The following is a 20609-nucleotide window of genomic DNA, read 5'->3' on the forward strand; positions in this document are numbered from 1 at the left end:
CGGGGCCTGACGGCTGAAAAGTCATGCCAAGCCCCGTATAATCCGCCCCCATACTGACTCGGACCCAACAATAACAAGGTGTCATGAAGCACACGTTCCTGCGCTGGCAGCATCGCCTGACCCGCCTGACCACGGCCGTTGGCCGCCTTTCCGCCTGGCTTGCCCTGTTTCTGGTGCTCGGCATGGTGCTGGTGGTGGCACTGCGCTACGCCTTTGGGATTGGCAATATTGCCCTGCAGGAATCGCTGACCTACCTGCATGGCGCCCTGTTTATGCTCGCTATTGCCTATACCCTGGCGGAAGACGAGCACGTTCGGGTGGACGTGCTCTATCAACGGTTTTCCCCGCGTACCCGAGCCTGGGTCAATTTGCTCGGTACCCTTTTCCTGCTGCTGCCAGTGTGTGCCGCCCTGTTCTGGCTGTCGCTGGACTATGTGGCCAGCAGCTGGCGAGAGCAGGAAGGTTCCGCCAACGGCGGCTTGCCCTTCGTCTATCTGCTCAAGTCCCTGTTGCTGGTGCTACCTGCCCTGTTGGGCATTCAGGGACTGGCCGACCTGCTGCGCCATACCCTGACCCTGCTGGGGACACCATTGGCCCCACCCAGCGCACACCCGGAGGACACCCTGTGATCGAGTGGATTCCGCTGATCATGTTCGTCGCGGTGTGCCTGGTGCTGCTCAGCGGCTACCCGGTAGCCTTTGCCCTGGGGGGCACCGCCCTGCTGTTCGCCGCGGGCGGCATGGCCACCGGCATCTTTAACCCCGCTGACCTTACCTTTGTGCCCAACCGCCTGTTCGGCATCATCGAGAACACCACCCTGATGGCGGTGCCACTGTTCGTGTTCATGGGGGTCATGCTGGAAAAATCCCGGGTGGCAGAAAACCTGTTATCCAGCATGGGCCGCCTGTTTGGCCCACTGCCGGGAGGCATGGGCCTGGCGATCATTCTGGTCGGTGCACTGCTGGCCGCCAGCACCGGCATCGTCGGCGCCACCGTGGTGACCATGGCCCTGTTGTCGCTGCCCACCATGTTGCGCCAGGGCTACCAGCCGCAACTTTCCACCGGACTGATCTGTGCTACCGGTACGCTGGGGCAGATTATCCCCCCGTCCATTGCCCTGGTGCTGTTGGGGGACGTGCTGTCCAACGCCTATCAGGAGGCTCAACTCAAACAGGGGTTGTGGTCACTGGACACGGTTTCGGTGGGTGACCTGTTCGTCGGAGCCCTGATCCCCGGGCTGATACTGGTGGGCCTGTACCTGCTGTATGTGCTGGTCATTAGCTGGTGGAAGCCCCATCTTGCCCCCGCCATGCCCCGCGACGAGGCAAATGACATCGGGTGGGGCGATATCCTGCGCGGACTGCTGCCGCCACTGCTGCTCATCGCAGCGGTACTGGGCTCTATTCTCACCGGTAAGGCGACCCCCACTGAGGCCGCCGGGGTCGGGGCCTTCGGCGCCCTGCTGCTGGCGGCTTTCAACCGGCACCTGGACCTGGCCATTGTTGGCGAAGTCGTCCGCAGCACCAGCCGGGTGACCGCCATGGTGTTTATGATCCTGATCGGGGCCAGCCTGTTTTCACTGGTGTTCCGGGGCTTTGGCGGCGAAGATGCCGTACACAGCCTGTTCGAGGCCATGCCCGGAGGGGTGATTGGCGCCACCCTGATGGTCATGCTGCTGATCTTTCTGCTCGGCTTTATTCTCGACTTTATCGAGATCACCTTCGTGGTGGTGCCGATTGTCGGACCTGTGCTGCTGGCGATGGGGCTCGATCCGGTATGGTTGGGAGTGATGCTGGCCCTGAACTTGCAAACCTCGTTCCTGACCCCACCTTTCGGATTCGCACTGTTCTACCTGCGCGGGGTGGCCCCGGCGGAGGTACGCACCGCACAGATCTATCAGGGGGTAGTACCTTTTATCGTTATTCAGCTTGTGATGCTGGGTATACTGGCACTGTTTCCGCAACTGGCCACCTGGTTGCCCGCCATGCTGTACCCCTGACATGGCTATTGGGCGCGGCAATCCCGGTCTCGCCTCGGCCGGATCGCCATGCGAGCATGGCTCCTGCAGGGTGCTCAGGCTGTTTAGTGGCGCCGAACTCAACGAGTTGGAGGTCTATTCCGTTATTCGGAAAGACAGACGAACACTTTCACGCACGGCCCCGGGCCCGCGACCAAAATGTGGATAACAACATGACCGATCACACCGATGACACCCCGCAACCGATTGGCACCCTGGCCATCCAGACCATTGCCATGCCCCAGGATTCCAACTGGAACGGCGACATTTTTGGCGGCTGGCTGGTGTCCCAGATGGACCTGGCCGGCGCCGTTACCGCCCGCAAAAAAGCCCGTGGCCGGGTCGCCACCGTGGCCATCGATTCCATGGCCTTCTTGCGCCCGGTCCCCATTGGCGCGGTGGTCAGCTGCTATACCCAGCTGCAGGATATCGGCCGCAGCTCCATGCAGATTCTGGTGGAAGTCTGGATTCGTGAAGACACCGGCACCCTCTCCAAGGTGACCGAAGGGCATTTCACCTTTGTAGCCATTGATGACACCGGGCGTACCCGGGTAGTGCCGCAAGACTAGTTTCGAGAAACGAGTTTCGAAGATCTGGACACAACCCCCATCCGGATGAGGGTTTTCACAACTCGAAACTCGTCACTCGCTTCCTTAACCCGTAGCGATCAGCCTTCCAGCTCGCTGCGAATATTCAGGTACGGTTGCTCGGCGATGGCCATGGTATTGATGGATTCATCGCGGAACTTGCGGTACGACTGATACACCTTGCGGGCATCCTTGTTATCTGCCACCAGTGCCTCGACCACTTCATCACTGGCCTCTTTCAAGGCTTTCAGCACATCATCCGGCAGGCGACGCAGTTTGGTGCCGTGCTTGTTGACCAGTTCGTCCAGGGCGGCGTTGTTGCGTGCGGTGTACTCATCCAGCATGTCCTGGTTTTCTGACTGGGCGGCATAGCGAATAATCGCCTGCAGGTCTGCCGGCAGGCTGTCCCAGACTTTCTTGTTGATGGTCAGTTCCAGCGTCGGGCCCGGCTCCTGCCAGCCCGGGTAGTAGTAGTACTCGGCCACCCGGTGCAAGCCAAAGGTCAGGTCATTGTAGGGGCCAACCCAGTCCGCCGCGTCAATGGCGCCGGTCTGCAGCGAGGTAAACACTTCAGCCCCCGGCAACTGCACCGGGATGGCGCCGACCTTGGCCAGTACTTCTCCGGCCAGGCCCGGCATGCGCATTTTCAGGCCCTTGAGATCGTCAACGCTGTTGATCTCCTTGTTGAACCAGCCCGCCATCTGGGTACCGGTATTGCCACAGGCAAACGGCTTGAGATTGAACTGGGCATACAGGTCATCCCACAGTTCCTGACCACCACCATGGTGCAGCCAGCCATTCATTTCCTGGGCGGTAAGTCCGAAGGGTACGGCGGTAAAGAACGGAGTGGCGGGGTGTTTACCTTTCCAATAGTAGGCGGCGCCGTGGCCCATTTCGGCACTGCCCTGGCGCACCGCATCAAACACCTCGAATGCCGGTACCAGCTCTTTGGCGCCGTACACCTTGATCTTGATTCGCCCGGCAGACATTTCTTCCACTCGCTTGGCAAACCGGTTGGCCCCGGCTCCCAGGCCCGGATAGTTCTTCGGCCAGGTGGTAACCATCTTCCATTCGTAAGTTTGCGGCTGCGGCTTCTTCTTTTCCGGCTCACTGGCGGCGGTCTGCTCGGCCGGCGGGCAGTCTTTCTGCTCGCACCCTGCCAGCGCCAGGCCACCCAAACCCAATCCGAGGGCAGAAACGAATTTACGACGGTCCAAGAGTCATCCTCCGTGGTTGGGCAGCAGTCATCGGCCACCCCATGGTTCTTGTCGACGGGTCGGACGTCTGACGTCAGACCTTCTTTAAATCACTTCCAGACGCGCGTACTGACTGACCAACCATTTGGTGCCGGCGCCGTCGAAATTGATCTGCAAGCGTGCATTGGGGCCCTGCCCCTCAAAGTGCAGCACCGTGCCTTCACCGAACTTGGGATGCAACACGCGCGCGCCCAGCACAATACCGTTGGCCTCGGTTTCCCGGATCGGCTTGCTGCCACCGCCCATGGGGCGGCTGAAACCGGCGCGGGCACGAATCTCTTCCATGGCCTCGGCGGGAATCTCGCGCAGGAAGCGGCTGGGCGGGTTGTAGTTTTCGTTGCCGTACAGGCGACGGCTTTCCGCATGGGTCAGGTACAGTTCACGCATGGCGCGGGTCAAACCCACGTAGCAAAGACGACGCTCTTCGGCCAGGCCACTGGGGTCCTCACTGGAACGCTGGTGAGGAAACAGGCCCTCTTCCATGCCACAAATGAACACCACCGGGAACTCCAGCCCCTTGGCCGAGTGCAGGGTCATCATCTGCACCGCGTCCTCATGGGCATCGGCCTGACCCTCGCCAGACTCCAGCGCCGCGTGATCGAGAAACGCTGTCAGCGAGTCCATCTCGGAATCTTCATCTTCCTCACCGAACTCACGGGTGGCAGACACCAGCTCTCGCAGGTTTTCCTGGCGCTGCTGCCCCTTCTCGCCTTTTTCCTTGCCATGGAACGCCACCAGACCACTGGCCTCGATCACATGCTCGGCGGTTTCCCCCAGATTCAGCCCATCACACTGCAGTGCGAGCTGGTCGACCAGATTGAGGAAAACGGCCAGCGCATTGATCGCCCGGGCAGTAAGCAACTGCTCACTGACAATGGCCTGTCCGGCATCCCACAGCGAGCAACCGCGGGCCTGGGCCACTTCCCTCAACGTTTCCAGGGTCTTGTTGCCAATGCCGCGAGTGGGCGTATTGACCGCCCGCTCAAAGGCGGCATCTGCATGACGGTTGCTGATCAGGCGCAGATACGCCAGAGCGTTCTTGATCTCGAGACGTTCGAAGAAACGCTGCCCCCCATAGATGCGGTAGGGAATACCGGCCTGCAGGAAGGCTTCTTCCAGCACCCGTGACTGGGCATTGGAGCGGTACAGCACTGCCATTTCCCGGCGCGCGGTCCCTTCCTGGAACAGCTTGTCCACCCGACCCGCCACGAAGCGGGCTTCGTCCACTTCGTTGAAGCCGGCATACAAGCGAATCGGATCGCCATCGCCACCTTCGGTCCAGAGTTCCTTGCCCAGACGATCGCTGTTGTTATCAATCACCGCGTTGGCCGCTTTCAGGATAGTGCCTGTGGAGCGGTAGTTCTGCTCCAGGCGGATGGTGCGGGTATCCGGGAAATCACGACTGAACTTGTGAATATTCTCGATCTTGGCGCCGCGCCAGCCGTAAATGGACTGGTCGTCATCGCCCACAATGGTCACCGCATTGCCCTCATAGGCCAACAACCGCAACCAGGCGTACTGGATGCTGTTGGTATCCTGGAATTCGTCTACCAGAATATGGCGGAAGCGGCGCTGGTAGTGGCCCCGCAGGCTGTCGTTGTCGCGGAATAGTTCCAGCACCCGCAACAGCATCTCATTGAAATCCACCAGCCCGCCGCGCTCGCAGGCCTCTTCATAGCCGTAGTAAATCTTCTGCATGGTCTGGGCGAACAGGTCGCCGTTCGCGTCCATGTGTTTGGCACGCAGGCCTTCATCCTTCTGGCTATTGATGAACCAGGTGGCCTGGCGGGCCGGCCAGCGCTGCTCATCCAGCCCCAGCTCCTTGATCACCCGCTTGATCAAGCGCTGCTGGTCATCGGCATCAATAATCTCGAAGCCCTGGGGCAAACCGGCCTCTTGCCAGTGCGAGCGCAGCAAACGGTGGGCAATGCTGTGGAAGGTGCCCACCCACATACCCTCGGCGGACATATCCAGCAGCTGCTCGATCCGGCCGCGCATCTCGGCGGCCGCCTTGTTGGTAAAGGTCACCGCCAAAATACCGAACGGCGAGGCCTGTTCGGTGGCAATCTGCCAGGCAATGCGGTGCACCAGCACCCGGGTCTTGCCCGAGCCGGCACCGGCCAATACCAGCAAATGGCGATCATCGGCGGCCACCGCATCGCGCTGGGCCGGGTTCAAACCATCGATAAGGGAAGTCACATCATCCATGGCGCGGGAGTTTAGCAGAATGTGGCCCCAAGAAACCCCTGCAGAAAGGGCGTGCTCCTGCAGCCACTGCAAAACCCCTTTCGATAGGCAAATAAAGGCGGTTCCCCTTCTTCCTGCCGATGGGTACACTGACAAACAAAAACACTCGGCATAAGCGCCAAAGGATAACAACCAAGGTGTCTTCGCAGTCTCCGAACAAAACAGTCCACGCCCCTTTCAAGGGCGTACTCTCTGAACAATGCCAACTGTTGTTCAGTGGTCTCCTCGTGCTGTTTGTGCTGGAGTCACTGAGCGCCGCGGCACTGGCCGGGGTGTACTGGAGCACCGAAATCTCACGCACCTTGCTGAGCGGTTGGTTGCTGGCTTTCGTCGTAGTTCAAATCCTTCGCCTTCCGCTGCTGTTTGTATGCCGCCAGCGGCTCTTACGCGACGAAATTACCCCCACCTGTCGGCTGAGGCTGTCCATTCTGGCCTTGAGCACCCCCCTGCTGATTGGCATGGCCGGCTATCTTTTCAATCCTGTGGAACTGCTTTTCCGCCCGGATTTGCTCAGTGTCCAGTTACTCTGCGCCAGCCTTGGCCTGGGCCTCAGCACCATGGCGCTGGCCGCCTACAGCAGCCATTTCCCAACGGTTTTCCTGTATCTGGCCATGTTGCTTGGCCCCACCATGTACCGGCTGTCCCAAACTCAGGCAGAGACGGAACTGTCCTTATTGGTGCTGCTGTCCGTGCTCGGGTTGTTCTTCCTGCTGGCCGCCCGCCGCATTCATAACACCGGGCACCAGGCGATGATGCTGCAAGCCAGTAACCGCTCCTTGATTGATTACCTGAACCGCGCCCGCAGCGACGCCGAAGCTCTCAACGAGAAACTGGCACAGGAAATCTACGAGCGGAAAGAAGCCCGCCAGCGCCTGCAGGAAACCAACGAGCGGCTGGAAACCATGGTGCAAGAACGTACCCAGGCGCTGGAGGAGAGCAACCAGGCCCTGGGCGCCACCGGCGAACGGCTGGAACTGGCACTGGAAGCCAGCAATATCGGCCTGTGGGACTGGATGCTGGACACCGGGCGCAACTACCACACCAATTTCGACCGCCTGCTGGGCTACGACAGCGCCTATTTCAAGAATTTCTTCGGTGACCTGGAAACCCTGGTGCATCCGGAAGACCTGACCCGTATCCGCCGGGCCATGGTGTCCCATTTCAAGGGCGACAGCGATCGCTACCACGCCGTCTACCGGCTTCGCCATGCCGATGGCAACTGGCGCTGGATCGAAGATGAGGGACGGGTGGTCAAGTGGTCCGAAAAAGGCCGCGCCACCCGCATGATCGGCACTCGCCGTGATATCACCGAAGACCGTCAGGCTCAGGAGCAACAACGCCTGGCCGCCACGGTCTTCGAAAACGCCCCCGAAGGGATCTTCATCCTCGACCACAAATTCCGCTTCCTGGCAGTGAACGCACGCTTTGAGCAAATCACCGGATATTCTGAATCCATGATGCTGGGCAAGCGGGTTCTCGACCATGAAGACACCGCCCCCAACCGCGAGACTTATCTGTCCATTACCGCCGCACTCAAGGAAAACGGCTTCTGGGAAGGGGAAATCAACGAACGGCGGCGTAACGGTGAAATGTTCCCTGAATGGTTGCAGGTCAGCGCCGTTCGCGATGAGCACAAACGGGTGATCCGCTACGTAGGGATGATGTCCGATCTCACCGCACGCAAGGAAACCGAGCAACAACTGCAGTTTCTGTCCAATTATGACCGCCTGACCGGACTGCCCAACCGGTCCCAGTTCCGCGAACACCTGCACAAGTCGCTCACCCTGGCACGCCTGAACCGGGAAAAAGTGGCCTTGCTGATGATCGATATGGATCGTTTCAAGCCCATCAACGAATCCCTCGGTCATGAGATCGGCGATCGTCTGCTCAAAGCGGCCGCAGAGCGCCTTGGCGAGCACGCCGGTGGAGTCGAGAACATGGCGCGGGTCGGCGGCGACGAGTTCACCCTGTTGCTGGAAAACCATGGCGGCGAAAATGTCATCACCCAGCAATGCCAGAAACTCATTAACGCCATGAAAAAGCCGTTCCTCATCGATGGCCATGAGTTACTGCTGGGAGCCAGTATCGGGATCAGCCTGTTCCCGGATACCGCCAAAGAAGCGCAAAGCATGATCAATCAGGCCGATATGGCGGTGTATCAGGCCAAGCGCAGTGGCGGCAACAACTACCAGTTCTATCGCAGTAACATGCGTGTGGCCTCGGTGGAACAACTGGCCCTGGAAACCAGCTTGCGCAAGGCCATTTTCAAGAACGAGTTTGTGGTTCATTACCAACCGAAAATGGACCTGGCCACCAACCGCATCAATTCTGTGGAAGCTTTGGTCCGCTGGCAGCATCCGACCATGGGCTTGCTGCCACCCGCCGAATTCATTCCGCTGGCCGAAGAAACCGGCCTGATCTCCGCCATTGGCGAGCTGGTACTGGAACGCTCCTGTCGCCAGGCCTACAAATGGCACAAGCAGGGGCTGGGCGACATCTGCGTCTCGGTGAACCTGTCCGCCCACCAGTTCCGCAAGGGGAATGTGGCCGATATTGTCGACCGGGTACTGTCCAGCACCGAGCTCCCCCCCCACCTGCTGGAACTGGAGCTCACCGAAAGCCTGATCATGGAAGACATGGAGCAGAACATCGAGCTGCTCCAGCAACTGCGCACCCGCGGTATCGAGCTGGCCCTGGACGATTTCGGCACCGGCTATTCCTCACTGAGCTACCTGAAGCGCTTCCCGGTAGACACCCTGAAAATCGACCGGTCCTTCATTATGGATCTGGACAAGAGCCCCGACGACGCCGCCATCACCCGCGCCATCATCGACATGGCTCACAGCCTGCAGATGAACGTGGTCGCCGAAGGCGTGGAAACCGAAGACCACCTCAGCATCCTGCGCGACATGGACTGTGACAGCATCCAGGGGTACCTGATCAGCAAGCCGGTACCGGAAGGGGAGCTGGTGGAGTTGCTGCATACGCAGGCGTATAGAAAAGCCATCGACAGTTAATAGTTAACAGTGAAAAGTGAACAGCGGCGCGATCGGCGTCTGGCTGTGACTGGAAGCAAAGAGGCCGCGCCCATCACTGGGACGCGGCCTCTTGTGTTCAAGAACCGCACACGACGACACCGCGCGCTGTTCACTGTTCACTCAACAGCGCGAGCGTCTCCTCCGCCTCAAAATACCCCTTCAGATGACGACGAAGCCACTCCTCAAGCAGGCCTTCCGTACGCAGCTTGTCGAGGATCGGCGGGGCGAAGCGGCGGGCGTCGTCGAGCATCATTTCGCGGGTGACGCCCATTTCCTCCAGCAGCTCGGTCAGGCTGGTGTCGCCGTATTTTTCAAAGAAGGCATTCACCCCGGACAACAGCAGACTGTTGAAATAGTCGGTATGACGTAGCTCCCGCCAATACTCGAAACCGATCACGAACAGCTCCTGGATATCCTCACTGGTGACCAGCCCACGCACCTCGGCCACCGGGCGCTGGGCAAACTCCTGCCAGGCCACCAACACCAGCTCGCGCAGCTCATCCAGATTCTCGTCCCGATAGAGATAGGGGTCGCTCAGCAGCTGCTCGGTTCGTCGCAGCAACCATTCCTGCAGGCGGGTTTCCACGCTGGACACCCAGCGTGCCGGCAACCGTTTGCCCAGCTGTTCGCGCAGCGGCGCGGGTAGCCCCTGGTGCAGCAAGGTCTTGAGTCCCATCTGGGCCCCCCCTGCCAGCAACGCGAGCAGCACCGGGTTACGCCCCAGCCATGCCATTCCCTGACGAGAGAGCGGAATCTCCAGCACCTTGTCCAACAAGGCCATCACCACATCTTCATCAACGACATCGGCCACCACCCGCTCACTATCCGCTGCCTGGTCATAGAATTTCTCGACCATATCGCCCACCAGCTCGGGAATCGCACCGCTGATGTGCATTTCCACGGCGTACTTGCGGGCGGTGTGATGGATCTGCTCCGCGCTGACCCACTCGGTCAGGGTGTAACGGCCAGCTTGTTCCAGCAGGTAATCCAGCTCTGATTCGATCAGGCCCTCCAGCTGGGCAGGCGCGAGACGGGCCAGCAGATAATCCACCAACCCATCAAGTAAACGATTTGCCACTTCCTGTTTATTGTCTGTCATGTCCTGTTGCCTGGGCGGAAAAGTCCTTGATGGTTTGAGGGTTAATTGTATCATTAACCAATGTAACAGTTTTGGAGGCGCGCCATGAAAGCGATCTCGATTCTTCCGATTCGTCGCAACCTGAAGTTCAACCTCAATCCGGCCAAGGCCCTGACCTGGCATCGGGACGGGCTTAATGTCAGCCAGTTTCTGAATACCATGAGCCTGTTCTTTCCGGTAGGGGAGCGCTTTTTCATTGATAGCGTACGCAATTACCGCGATCAGATCACGGATCCCGAACTGAAAAAAGCCGTTACCGCGTTTATTGGTCAGGAAGCCATGCACGGCCGCGAGCACGACGAGTACAACAACTACGTGGCTGACAGCGGTATCCCGCTGCATGCGCAGGAAGAAGTTGTCACCCAGTTGCTCAATGCTGTTCAGGCCTACACTCCCAAAGCCTTCCAGCTGGCCGCTACCGTAGCACTGGAACACCTGACAGCGATTCTGGGAGGCGGCCTGCTGGACCTGCCGGAAATCATGGATGGGTCAGACCCGGGCTATCAGGCCATCTGGAACTGGCACGCGCTGGAAGAAACCGAGCACAAGGCCGTGGCCTTTGATGTTTACACCACTGTCATTGGTCGTGACAGCAACCCGGGCGCCTACGCCCTGCGCACCACAACACTGGTGGCGGCCACCGGGATCTTCTTTGCCCTGTTCATTCCTTTCTACCTGCACAACGTGCGCATCAAGGGCGGCCTGACCGACCTGAAAGGCTGGCGCGCCGTGGCCAAACACACCTGGGGCAAGAAAGGCATCTTCCGCAACATTACCCTACCCTGGCTGGACTGGTTCAAGCCCGGCTTCCATCCGTGGGATCACGATAACCGCCAGCACCTCGAAAACTTCGAAGCGCTGCTTGGCGATATCCTGCGGGACGCCGCATAAGGTTTTTTATTCACCGAGCTCTCCCTTTCCGGTGATTCCAGGGTCGGCACCTTCTGCCGGCCCTTTTTTTTGCCTTCTGGCAAATCACCCCAAATCCCTCGATCCCCTGGCACACCGACAGCCATCACGCCCCTTGAGGAAGTCACCACACAAAAACGCCCGCACAGCAGTGCGGGCGTTGAGCCAGATACCGGCAAGGCTTACTTTCCGCTCTGGGTCGACACCACCCGGTCATCGGTCAATCGCACCGGGGCCGCAGGCGCCGTGCCATCCCGGTCTTCACCGAAATACAGGGTGGTATGCGGGAACGGGATTTCAATCCCCGCCTTGTCAAAGTAGATCTTCACCAGCCGGTTAAACGCCCTGCCCACGGCCCATTGGTTGCCCGGGGTAGTCTTGATGACCACACGAATATTCACCGAGCTGTCGGCAAGGGCCGTGACCCCCGCCACGGTCATGGGGGCAAGAATATTGTCCTTGTGCTCGCCGTCTTTCAGGGCCTCGAAGGCGGCCTCCAGCTGCACGATGGCATCATCAATGCTTTCCCGGTAAGCAATGCCGTACTCGCCCACGTGGTTGCCATATTCACGGGTAAAGTTCGACACGGCATCCACCGAGGAGAACGGCACAATGTGGTAGGTACCATAAAGATCCCGCAACGCCACCGAACGGATACCCACGCGCTCCACGGTGCCGGAATGGCTGCCGACGCTAACAAAGTCGTTGGTATTCATCGCGTTCTCAAGCTGAATAAACACCCCGGTAATCACATCCTGCACCAGTTTCTGCGCACCGAAGCCGATGGCCAACCCCAACACCCCGGCGCCAGCAATCAGCGGCGCGATATCTACACCGATCTCGGACAGCACAATCATCACGGTCATGATGATAATGGTGATCGCCAGCGTGGTATGGAACAGCCCCATCAGCGTCTCACCCCGCGCAGCCTGTGCAGGAGTGCTGTTTTCACCGGGGCTGAGCTTGTGCTCGACCAGGCTGGCGAGAGCTACCCAGACCGCCGCCGCCAGCGCCAGAATAATCAGGATATCCAGCAACGCCGACACCGTCATGGCACCGGCCTCAGTGCCATACCAGGCGGCAAGGTCATATACCCTCCAGGCATCCAGACACACCACCAACACCAACGTCAGGATCAAGGCACGAATCACTTTTAACCCGGTCGGCACATAGGTGTTCACCCTCGCCTGCAGCCGCGGCATGCTCGCATTGATACGCTCAGACAAGTGGATTTCCTTGCCGATCAGCTGTCCCAGCGCCACCGACACCAGCAATCCCGCCCCCACATACAACAGGGTTTGCAAGGTGGCCGTGGCCACGAAAGGCACCGCCGTTTCCGGATTCAACACCGTCACCGCAAACACCAGCAAGGCATAGGCCAGGGCCAGGCCGTGCCACACCCGTGACAAGCCCAGCAAGGCCAGGCGGGCCGGGCCATGGTGATGCTCGGCCCGTTGCGCCAGGGCGGTTCGCAGCACCGTCCGTTTACGCAAGATCACCAGGGCCGCATACACCAGGGCCAACAACATAATGAGCGTACCCATCCCATTCCCCACCGACGGCGACACATTGAAGTTCAGCACCGGTACCAGTACCAGCATGCCATAGCCAATCAGCCCCGCCTCGCGGGCAAGAAAGCGATTGCAGTAACGCGCCTGCTCCGCCGCGACCGGAAGCAAGCGCAAGCCTTCGTACCGGGAGGAGAACAACATCCTCAACCCCGCCTTCACCAGCTCAACCACCAGGAACGCATTCAGAAACAGCGCCAACCGAGTGGCATCTGCGGCCAGCTGTTCCGTCAACAAAGAGGCGATGAAACTCCCGGCCAGATAGGCCAGTGCTACCACCACAATATCCGCGACAGCCGCCATACCCACCGCAGCAGCCGTACGCAGGATCGCCAGCTTCTCTGACCCTCTGCTTGCCCAGCGACTCAACCGGATAAATGCCGACCCTGCGAGAGCCCGCAGGGCCCAGAACACCACAAAGGTAGCCACCACAAGCATCGCCAGATTCAACAGCGCGGCCCCCACCGTCTTCATGTCCAGCGCAGTCTCAGAGGCCGGGGCCACCCCGGCACCGCTATCGCTGCCAAACCAGCCGGTTACCACCCCGGTTATGGCTGCAAACTGCTGCCCCAGGTCCCCGGCAATATTGCCGGTTGCCGCGGCCATCCGACGAGCGAAAGAGACCTGTTCTGCGGTCTGACCACTGGGCGAGCTGGCCGCAATCTGCGCGGCTGGCACCTCACCCTCCATTCCCAGCGGGGCAGGCTCAGCGGCACGCTCCAGGCCACGCAACTGCTCGATCAAGCGCTCACGACGACCGTCATCTTCCAGCGCATCGGCCAGTTCACCGTATTGGCTTTGCGCGGAGGATGGCGCCTGAGCCGACGCCGTTGGTACCCATAACGACAGCAACAGGCTCAATAGCAGAATGAGATTTGGGGCTAACCGGACTTGATGCGACACGCTCCTCTCCTTTTCCCCGGACCCGCCGCTCGACCCAGCCCGGAGAAGCCAGAATTTGAATGGTATTCAAGGCCGCCACCCTAACAACTCAGGGCCAACAAGATGTGAAGTTCACGCGAAGAAAATGTTCAAGTTTTGTAAGACCCGATTGGCCCTGGAGGAAAGCCCCCCGTGGTGCAAAGCCAACTCGGCCAGTTGACTGTTACATTGACGAGTGTAAGTATCGATAGCCATCTAACAACAACCCGGAGGCGCCATGACCGCGTTCTGGACCCCGGACCAGCAGGCGCTGGCCCCTTATCTCAAGGCGAAACATTACGCCGAGAAATGCGTGCAGATCATTGCCGGTTCACTGCAACCGGGCATGACCGTTGCCGACTGCGAACAACTCATGCGGGACTGGCTGCGGGCCCATCAGGTCTTCGATCCTGCCCGACCACCCAGGGTACGTTTTTCCGGCCACAACCGCGCTCGCCCCTTTGGCCTCAACAGACCGGGCAAGCGCCGCTACCGTCAAGGTATGACTTATATACTGCGCTGCGATGCCGTGCTGAACGGCTATGCCGCCAAAGCCAGCCTGGCCGGCCCGTCCGAAGAACCGGCTCTGGTCGCCCTGCAGCACGAACTGGAGGAATGGCGGCAAGCCTTGCCGGCAACGCTGGCCCACGGGCACAGCCCACAACAATTGGCGGCGCGATTTCCGGACGTTCAGCAGCGCCACAGGCTGGCACCGATCACCGGCAATCTGCCGGAGGGCAACCGCATTGCCGAGGGGGCACTGATCCCGGGCCTGTGGCAATGGCAGTTCAGCCTCAGCCGCGATGGCCACACCGTGGCCGGCAATGAGTTTCTGGTGATGGATGATCATGGCCCACGCTGGCTGAGTCAGGGCGCCGACGCGCTGACCCTGGATCCCCCAACACTGACGCAATAACCGACGACAGAGTCGACAGACAGTACAACGAGGACACACAAGATGGTGCAATGGCGCGACAGCAAGGTACGCCGCGGTGACGTGGAACTGGCGGTCAGAACCTGGAGCGATGACAAGAGTCCCACCGTTGTGCTGGTGCACGGCTACCCGGATGCCAACCATGTGTGGGAAAAAGTCGCCGAACGACTGAGCCGCGACTTCAAGGTCGTCGCCTACGACGTACGCGGTGCCGGCGACTCTTCGGTGCCCAAAGGGCGCGCCGCCTACAAGCTGCGTGAACTGCGTAACGACTTGCACGCCGTGATGGATGCCGAATGTCCTGACGAAAAGGTTCACCTGGTGGCCCACGACTGGGGCTCCATCCAGACCTGGGAATCGGTCACCGACCCCGGCGCGGAACAGCGCATCGCCTCGTACACCACCTTGTCTGGCCCCTGCCTGGATCACGTGGGCCAGTGGATGAAGACCAACCTGAAGCAGAACCCGGCGGCGGTACTGAATCAACTGTCCCATTCCTGGTACATCGGCGCCTTCCAGCTGCCGGTACTGGCACCGGCCCTGTGGAAAGCCGGGCTGGCCAAGGCCTGGCCCGGAGTGCTCAAGCGCACCGAGAATCTCGACATCGAACCCAGCGCCAGCCAGTTGAAAGATGGTGTGCACGGTATCGAGCTATACCGCGCCAATATGCTTCCCTGCCTGCTCAAGCCCCGCGAGCGCTACACCAAAGTCCCTGTGCAACTGATCGTGGCGCGGGAAGACAATTATGTGCGCCCGGCCATGCTCGAAGACCTGCCAAAATGGACCGACCAGCTCTGGCGCCGCGAGCTGGATACCGGCCACTGGGGGCCGTTGCAGCAGTACCCTGACGTGACCGCCAAGTGGGTCAGAGAGTTTATCCTCCACATCGAAGGCGGCCCGGCCAGTGCACCTCTGCAGCGGGCAAAGGTAAATAGTGACGCCACACAAGGCCCTGACTCAGGCAAGGCGGTACTGATCACTGGCGCCGGTTCCGGCATCGGCCGCGAGACCGCCCTGGCCTTCGGCCGCCGCGGCGCCACTGTCCTGTGCACCGACATCAATGCCGATGCCGCAGCGGCCACCGCCAATGTGATTCTGGCAGAAGGCGGCACCGCCTTGAGCCGCAAGTGCGATGTCAGCAACACCCGATCCATGGAAAGCCTGGCCACTTATGTGGAGAAGGAATTCGGCGCCCTGGACATCGTCGTCAACAATGCCGGCATCGGCCTGTCAGGCGGCCTGATGGAAACCAGTGTGAAAGACTGGCAGCAAGTGCTGGGAGTCAACCTGTGGGGCGTGATCCACGGCAGCCGCCTGTTCGCCCGGCAGATGATCGATCAGGGCAAGGCCGGCCATATCATCAACGTGGCCTCTGCCGCTGCCTTCATGCCGTCGCGGGTACTGCCAGCCTATGCCACCAGCAAAAGTGCCGTGCTGATGTTCAGCGAATGTCTGCGCGCCGAACTGGCGGATCACCGCATCGGCGTCAGCGCCATCTGCCCCGGCATCGTCAACACGGCCATCGCCGGCAACACCCGTTTTGTGGGTGTCGATGAGGATGAACAGAGCCGCCGTCAGGAAAGCGCACAGAAGCTTTACCAGCGTCGCGCGTTTACTCCCGACCGGGTGGCTGCCGCCATTGTCCGCGCCGTGGAAACCAACCAGGCAGTGGTCCCTGTCAGCCCCGAAGCCGTGGGCATGCAATGGTTGGGACGCTTTACCCCAAGCCTGGCAAGAAACCTGGCCCAGGTAGAACTTTCACCGTAAGCCAAACCCGCTGGCCGCAGACCGACACACCGCTCTGCGGCCAGCGAACCCTTCTGTCCCGAACCGGCACACACTCTGGCCTGCAGCCTGTAGCGCCTGTGCAAAAACCGGGCTATCATCGCGGCATGAAAACCAGTGACCGTAACCCCGCAGCCATCCTGCGCAGCCTGAAGAAATACACCCAGCCTGCCGCAGAGGACGCCCCGGCCGACGCCGGTACCCACAAGGAATACACCATCGACGAGCTGGCCCGCGAAGGCAGCTCGACGGTGCGGAACGTACGTGCCTATCAGGACCGCGGCATTCTGCCACCGCCTGAAAAGCGCGGCCGAACCGGCATCTACACCGATGTGCATCTGGCCCGCCTGAAAATCATCGGCGCCCTGCTGGAGCGCGGTTACACGCTCAATAACATTCGTGACCTGCTCAGCGCCTGGGAACAGGGCCGCGAACTCAATGACATCCTCGGCCTCGAGGTAGCGGTGACCTCCTGGCAGAACCCGGGCGTCCCCTCCTATCTGGACTACCAGGATCTGCTCGACGACTTCGGCGAGGACATCACCCCGGAAGTGATGACCAAAGCCGTAAAGCTCGGCTACATCATTCCTGAAGGCATGCGCCTGCGCATCCCCTATCCTCGCGTCTACAACGCAGGCAAGGAACTGAGCGAAGCCGGTGTTCCGCTGGATGCCGTCCTTACCCATGTCACCCTGGTTCGTGAAGAAGTCGACAAGCTGGCAGAACGCTTTATCGGCATGATCATTCACCATCTGGTGGACGAAAAGTACGGCGACGATGCCCTGCCCGAAGGGGAAGACGTGCCCAAACTGGCCGACTTCATCACCCGCATCCGCCCGCTGGCCGATGCCGTAGTCAGCGACGAACTCGGCCGGGTGCTGGAAAAGAGCATCAACAAGATTCTTGTCGACCGTCTGGCCAACGTGCTGGCGCATATCGAGAAGAACGGCTGAAAACAGCTGCAAGCCACAAGCTTCAAGCGACAAGGCGCGAGACAAGTTTTCTGTTCTGCACCTCAGTGCCCGCGCCATTACCCGGGAACGCGGGCACGGCCATTCAAGACCCACCAGCCTGATCCGCGTTGCAGCTTGAAGCTTGTAGCTGGCCCCTCACAGCTCACAGCTCACAGCTCACAGCTATTATCCCCCTTTATCTTCCCCAATGCGTCCCATGCATTTGTCTAATGCCGCTATCAGCGTTAGCGTTTCCTGCACATAAAAAACTGATTTCCGGGAGAGCTACGCATGCGCGCAATCTTGTGCAAGGAACTGGGACCCGCCGACAAGCTGGTGATCGACGACATCCCGTCCCCCGAGGCCGGCAAGGGCCAGGTGAAGGTGAAAGTGAAGGCCGCCGGTCTCAACTTCCCTGACACCCTGATCATTGAAGGCAAATACCAGATCAAGCCGGAGCTGCCCTTTTCCCCCGGCGGCGAAATGGCCGGCGAAGTCATCGCTGTGGGTGAAGGCGTGCAGCGCTTCAAGCCCGGCCAACGGGTCATGGGCCTCACTGGCTACGGCGCCTTTGCTGAAGAAATCCTGGTGCCGGAAACCAATCTGATTCCGGTACCGGACGGCATGGACGACCGCACCGCCGCCGCCTTCTCCATGGTCTACGGCACCAGTTACCACGCGCTCAAGCAGCGCGCCAATATCCAGCCCGGGGAAACCCTGCTGGTGCTGGGTGCCAGCGGCGGCGTTGGCCTGGCGGCGGTAGAGCTGGGCAAAGCCATGGGCGCCACCGTCATTGCCTGCGCCAGCAGCGCAGACAAGCTGGCCGTGGCCAAGGAAGCCGGCGCCGACGACCTGATCAACTACGCCGAAGAAGACCTCAAGGACGCGCTCAAGCAGCGTTATCCGAAAGGGGTGGATGTGGTCTACGATCCGGTGGGCGACAAGTATACCGAAGCGGCGATCCGCAACATGGCCTGGAACGGGCGTCTGCTGGTGGTCGGTTTCGCCGCCGGTGACATCCCGAAAATCCCCGCCAATCTGGCCCTGCTAAAAGGCTGCGCCATTGTCGGCGTGTTCTGGGGCGCCTTCACCCAGAAAGAGCCGCAGACCAACGTGCAGAACATCATGGAACTGTTTCAGCTGTACGGTCAGGGCAAGCTCAAGCCGCGTATTAGTGAAGTGTTCGCGTTTGAAGAGTATGAACGCGCCCTGGCGGCGCTCACCTCTCGCACTGCCAAGGGCAAGGTGGTGCTAAACGTGGCGCCCGACTGAGACTCCGCTAGGCACACCCACTTTGATCAATCACCACACCCGGTGCCCCGGCTTGCAGCAACTCACGCAGGTCATTCGGCACCGGGGTTTTCGCAAACGGCTCGGTGGTCATCATCACGTACACCGCCTCGGAACGGGCGACCGCTCGCCCTTCATCCGCATGACGAATATCGGCTTCCAGCGTGAACGAGGTATTGCCCATATGCGTGAGCGACACAAAGATATCCAGCACATCGTCAAACCGCGCTGACGACTGCCATTCGGTTGTCAGTTTCACCACCTGGTTATCCAGCCCCTGAGCCAGCAGCTGGTTGTAATCCCGCCCCAACGCACGCATGAACTCCGTCATGGCGATGTCCACGTAATCGCCATAGCGGGCGTTGAACACCACCTGTTGGGCGTCGCATTCGTTATAGCGGACGCGAAAACGAAAGCAGAAAGGCTGGGTCATGGTATGTCCTTGTGTTGGGCTTGGGGAGCGGCGCGTGACCATAAGCAGTGCCACTCAGCATGCGTGGGTTACAGCATGCGCTCAATGGGCAATAACGACAGCAACCATGCCATCAGACGGCGCCACACGGTGACCCCCGGCTCATGGCGATACAGTGCCGGCTCCCCAGCGTCACCATCGCCTCCCCAGCGCAGTTTGCCCTTGTCGCTTTCCAGACGAAAACTGTTGGCCGGGGCCAAGCCTTCCTCAATGAAGGTTGCCACTTCCTGCCCAAGACTGTCCGAGACGACGTAATAGCCCATTTCGGTATTCAGGTGCACCGACCGGGGGTCCATATTGAACGACCCCACAAACACTTCACGCCGGTCCAGCACCATGGCCTTGGTATGCAAACTGGCCCGCGAGCGACCGCGAAACAGTCTGACCTGACGGTGTAATGCCCGCGCATTGGGCTGCAATTCATGCAGTTCCACTCCGGCCTCGACCAACGCCTTGCGATAACGGGCATAAGCACCATGGGCGGCAATCACATCATTGGTGGCCAGGCTGTTGGTCAACACCGCCGCCCGGCCGTTTCGCTGCCGTAACCCGGATAACGCCGAGACGAAGTCCTCACCGGGAATAAAATAACTGGCCTCGATCAGTATCTCTTGATGGTCTTCCCTGGCCAGTAAACCCGCCAGCTGATTGCCCATCAACGCCTGCCGGGTACCCGCTGCCTTGGCGGGGCTATCGAACAACAACACAGGCTTTGCCACATGGCATTGCTGTTGTTGTCTGGTCAGATAGTCACGGAAAAATTGTTCGTTTTGAGGGAAAAGGTAAGGGTAACCCTTCAGGCTTTGGCGCCAGCGCGATAACCACTGCCAGGCCCGCTCAGCCCGCTCCGGACCATAGCGACGCAGGGTCTTCATGGGCACCGCCAACTCGCTGTTCCAGTAGGCCTCGAACGCGTCACGAGTCTCGGCAGCAATGGGACCACTGGCGTACAGATCCAGATCACGAAAATTACTGGATGGATTCACCCCGAAATAGTGATCGGAGATATTGCGCCCGCCCACCAGGGCATGCTCACCATCCGCAATCCAGGCCTTGTTGTGCATGCGATGGTTCAGCAGCGGTGCGTGGTACAACCATTGAAGGAAATGTTTGAATCGCCCCCGGAACGGATTGAACAAGCGCACATCAATGTTGGGATGCGCATCCAGCACGGCCCATTTCACATCCCGTCCCAACTGGTTGGCGTGATCCAGCAGCATGCGTACTTTTACCCCACGACGGGCCGCCTCCAGCACCCGGTAGATCAGCAGCTTTCCCGTGGTGTCGTCATCCCAGATGTAGTACTGAAGATCCAGCGTTCGGGTGGCAAGACGCGCCAATGTCACACGTAACGTGAATGCCTGATCGCTGTCAGAAACCAGCGACAGGGAAGACGCAGCGGTTGCGGATTCCTGCACCGGTGAAGAAGGGTTGCGCATGCCATGTCCTGCTGCAACGTGTTGCTGAACACCATGCAGTAAAGTGCTTTTCGGA

General features: G+C 60.0%; 15 protein-coding genes. 9 read left to right on the plus strand and 6 right to left on the minus strand.

All coding sequences use genetic code 11. The features are described from left to right. The first annotated feature begins 83 nt into the window (after nt 1–83). The 3 genes from D4A39_RS08135 to D4A39_RS08145 all read left to right on the plus strand — a co-directional run bounded on the left by D4A39_RS08135 (nt 84) and on the right by D4A39_RS08145 (nt 2586). Entirely contained in the window at nt 84–629 is a 546-nt protein-coding gene (locus D4A39_RS08135) for a TRAP transporter small permease subunit (protein ID WP_022985847.1), read from the plus strand. Further along, nucleotides 629–1999 carry a TRAP transporter large permease gene (locus D4A39_RS08140; RefSeq protein WP_438502574.1) on the plus strand — a complete coding sequence of 457 codons (1371 nt, stop codon included), beginning with the start codon at nt 629–631 and terminating at the stop codon, nt 1997–1999. Before D4A39_RS08135 ends, D4A39_RS08140 begins: the two co-directional genes overlap by 1 nt. Before the next feature lie 191 nt (nt 2000–2190). Continuing rightward, nucleotides 2191–2586, plus strand: a complete 396-nt coding sequence (locus D4A39_RS08145; protein ID WP_022985849.1) for an acyl-CoA thioesterase — start codon at nt 2191–2193, stop codon at nt 2584–2586. 98 nt (nt 2587–2684) lie between these two features. Here the strand turns inward: D4A39_RS08145 and D4A39_RS08150 are convergent, their stop codons facing one another. Together D4A39_RS08150 and uvrD are read right to left on the minus strand one after the other, a co-directional pair. Next, a complete protein-coding gene (locus D4A39_RS08150) occupies nt 2685–3821 on the minus strand; it encodes a TRAP transporter substrate-binding protein (protein WP_119917846.1) in 1137 nt (378 codons plus the stop codon). A gap of 84 nt (nt 3822–3905) precedes the next feature. Beyond that, a complete protein-coding gene (uvrD, locus tag D4A39_RS08155; RefSeq protein ID WP_119918023.1) occupies nt 3906–6068 on the minus strand; it encodes a DNA helicase II in 2163 nt (720 codons plus the stop codon). Nucleotides 6069–6244: 176 nt separating this feature from the next. On the opposite strand from uvrD, the gene D4A39_RS08160 reads away from it, so the two are divergent. Continuing rightward, entirely contained in the window at nt 6245–9124 is a 2880-nt protein-coding gene (locus D4A39_RS08160; RefSeq protein ID WP_233552441.1) for a GGDEF domain-containing phosphodiesterase, read from the plus strand. 130 nt (nt 9125–9254) lie between these two features. Here D4A39_RS08160 and D4A39_RS08165 read toward each other — a convergent pair whose 3' ends face one another. Then, nucleotides 9255–10244, minus strand: a complete 990-nt coding sequence (locus tag D4A39_RS08165) for a hypothetical protein (protein WP_022985853.1) — start codon at nt 10242–10244, stop codon at nt 9255–9257. 84 nt (nt 10245–10328) lie between these two features. On the opposite strand from D4A39_RS08165, the gene D4A39_RS08170 reads away from it, so the two are divergent. After that, nucleotides 10329–11174, plus strand: coding sequence for a metal-dependent hydrolase (locus D4A39_RS08170; protein ID WP_119917847.1), 846 nt, complete (start codon nt 10329–10331; stop codon nt 11172–11174). Nucleotides 11175–11374: 200 nt separating this feature from the next. Here D4A39_RS08170 and D4A39_RS08175 read toward each other — a convergent pair whose 3' ends face one another. Then, entirely contained in the window at nt 11375–13663 is a 2289-nt protein-coding gene (locus D4A39_RS08175; RefSeq protein WP_119917848.1) for a mechanosensitive ion channel domain-containing protein, read from the minus strand. Nucleotides 13664–13919: 256 nt separating this feature from the next. On the opposite strand from D4A39_RS08175, the gene D4A39_RS08180 reads away from it, so the two are divergent. The 4 genes from D4A39_RS08180 to D4A39_RS08195 all read left to right on the plus strand — a co-directional run bounded on the left by D4A39_RS08180 (nt 13920) and on the right by D4A39_RS08195 (nt 18625). Then, complete coding sequence (locus D4A39_RS08180; RefSeq protein WP_022985856.1) at nt 13920–14597, plus strand: M24 family metallopeptidase; 678 nt, start codon at nt 13920–13922, stop codon at nt 14595–14597. Nucleotides 14598–14639: 42 nt separating this feature from the next. After that, nucleotides 14640–16382, plus strand: coding sequence for an SDR family oxidoreductase (locus D4A39_RS08185; RefSeq protein ID WP_119917849.1), 1743 nt, complete (start codon nt 14640–14642; stop codon nt 16380–16382). 98 nt (nt 16383–16480) lie between these two features. Then, on the plus strand, nt 16481–17353 hold the full coding sequence (locus tag D4A39_RS08190) for a MerR family transcriptional regulator (protein WP_233552442.1): 873 nt from the start codon (nt 16481–16483) through the stop codon (nt 17351–17353). 291 nt (nt 17354–17644) lie between these two features. Next, on the plus strand, nt 17645–18625 hold the full coding sequence (locus tag D4A39_RS08195) for an NADPH:quinone oxidoreductase family protein (RefSeq protein ID WP_119917850.1): 981 nt from the start codon (nt 17645–17647) through the stop codon (nt 18623–18625). A gap of 7 nt (nt 18626–18632) precedes the next feature. On the opposite strand, the gene D4A39_RS08200 is transcribed toward D4A39_RS08195, so the two are convergent. After that, nucleotides 18633–19076 carry an acyl-CoA thioesterase gene (locus tag D4A39_RS08200; RefSeq protein WP_119917851.1) on the minus strand — a complete coding sequence of 148 codons (444 nt, stop codon included), beginning with the start codon at nt 19074–19076 and terminating at the stop codon, nt 18633–18635. Nucleotides 19077–19144: 68 nt separating this feature from the next. After that, nucleotides 19145–20554: a phospholipase D family protein gene (locus D4A39_RS08205; RefSeq protein WP_119917852.1), complete on the minus strand. Its 1410-nt coding sequence runs from the start codon at nt 20552–20554 to the stop codon at nt 19145–19147. Between the last annotated feature and the right edge of the window lie 55 nt (nt 20555–20609).

This window comes from Alcanivorax profundi (assembly GCF_003597125.1).
GTDB classification, from domain to species: domain Bacteria; phylum Pseudomonadota; class Gammaproteobacteria; order Pseudomonadales; family Alcanivoracaceae; genus Alcanivorax; species Alcanivorax profundi.

Bases quoted from the DNA above. Each gene is read 5' to 3' on its own strand.
- D4A39_RS08135 (WP_022985847.1), top strand. From the start codon at position 84: ATGAAGCACACGTTCCTGCGCTGGCAGCATCGCCTGACCCGCCTGACC.
- D4A39_RS08145 (WP_022985849.1), top strand. From the start codon at position 2,191: ATGACCGATCACACCGATGACACCCCGCAACCGATTGGCACCCTGGCC.
- uvrD (WP_119918023.1), bottom strand. From the start codon at position 6,068: ATGGATGATGTGACTTCCCTTATCGATGGTTTGAACCCGGCCCAGCGC.
- D4A39_RS08165 (WP_022985853.1), bottom strand. From the start codon at position 10,244: ATGACAGACAATAAACAGGAAGTGGCAAATCGTTTACTTGATGGGTTG.
- D4A39_RS08170 (WP_119917847.1), top strand. From the start codon at position 10,329: ATGAAAGCGATCTCGATTCTTCCGATTCGTCGCAACCTGAAGTTCAAC.
- D4A39_RS08180 (WP_022985856.1), top strand. From the start codon at position 13,920: ATGACCGCGTTCTGGACCCCGGACCAGCAGGCGCTGGCCCCTTATCTC.
- D4A39_RS08185 (WP_119917849.1), top strand. From the start codon at position 14,640: ATGGTGCAATGGCGCGACAGCAAGGTACGCCGCGGTGACGTGGAACTG.
- D4A39_RS08195 (WP_119917850.1), top strand. From the start codon at position 17,645: ATGCGCGCAATCTTGTGCAAGGAACTGGGACCCGCCGACAAGCTGGTG.
- D4A39_RS08200 (WP_119917851.1), bottom strand. From the start codon at position 19,076: ATGACCCAGCCTTTCTGCTTTCGTTTTCGCGTCCGCTATAACGAATGC.
- D4A39_RS08205 (WP_119917852.1), bottom strand. From the start codon at position 20,554: ATGCGCAACCCTTCTTCACCGGTGCAGGAATCCGCAACCGCTGCGTCT.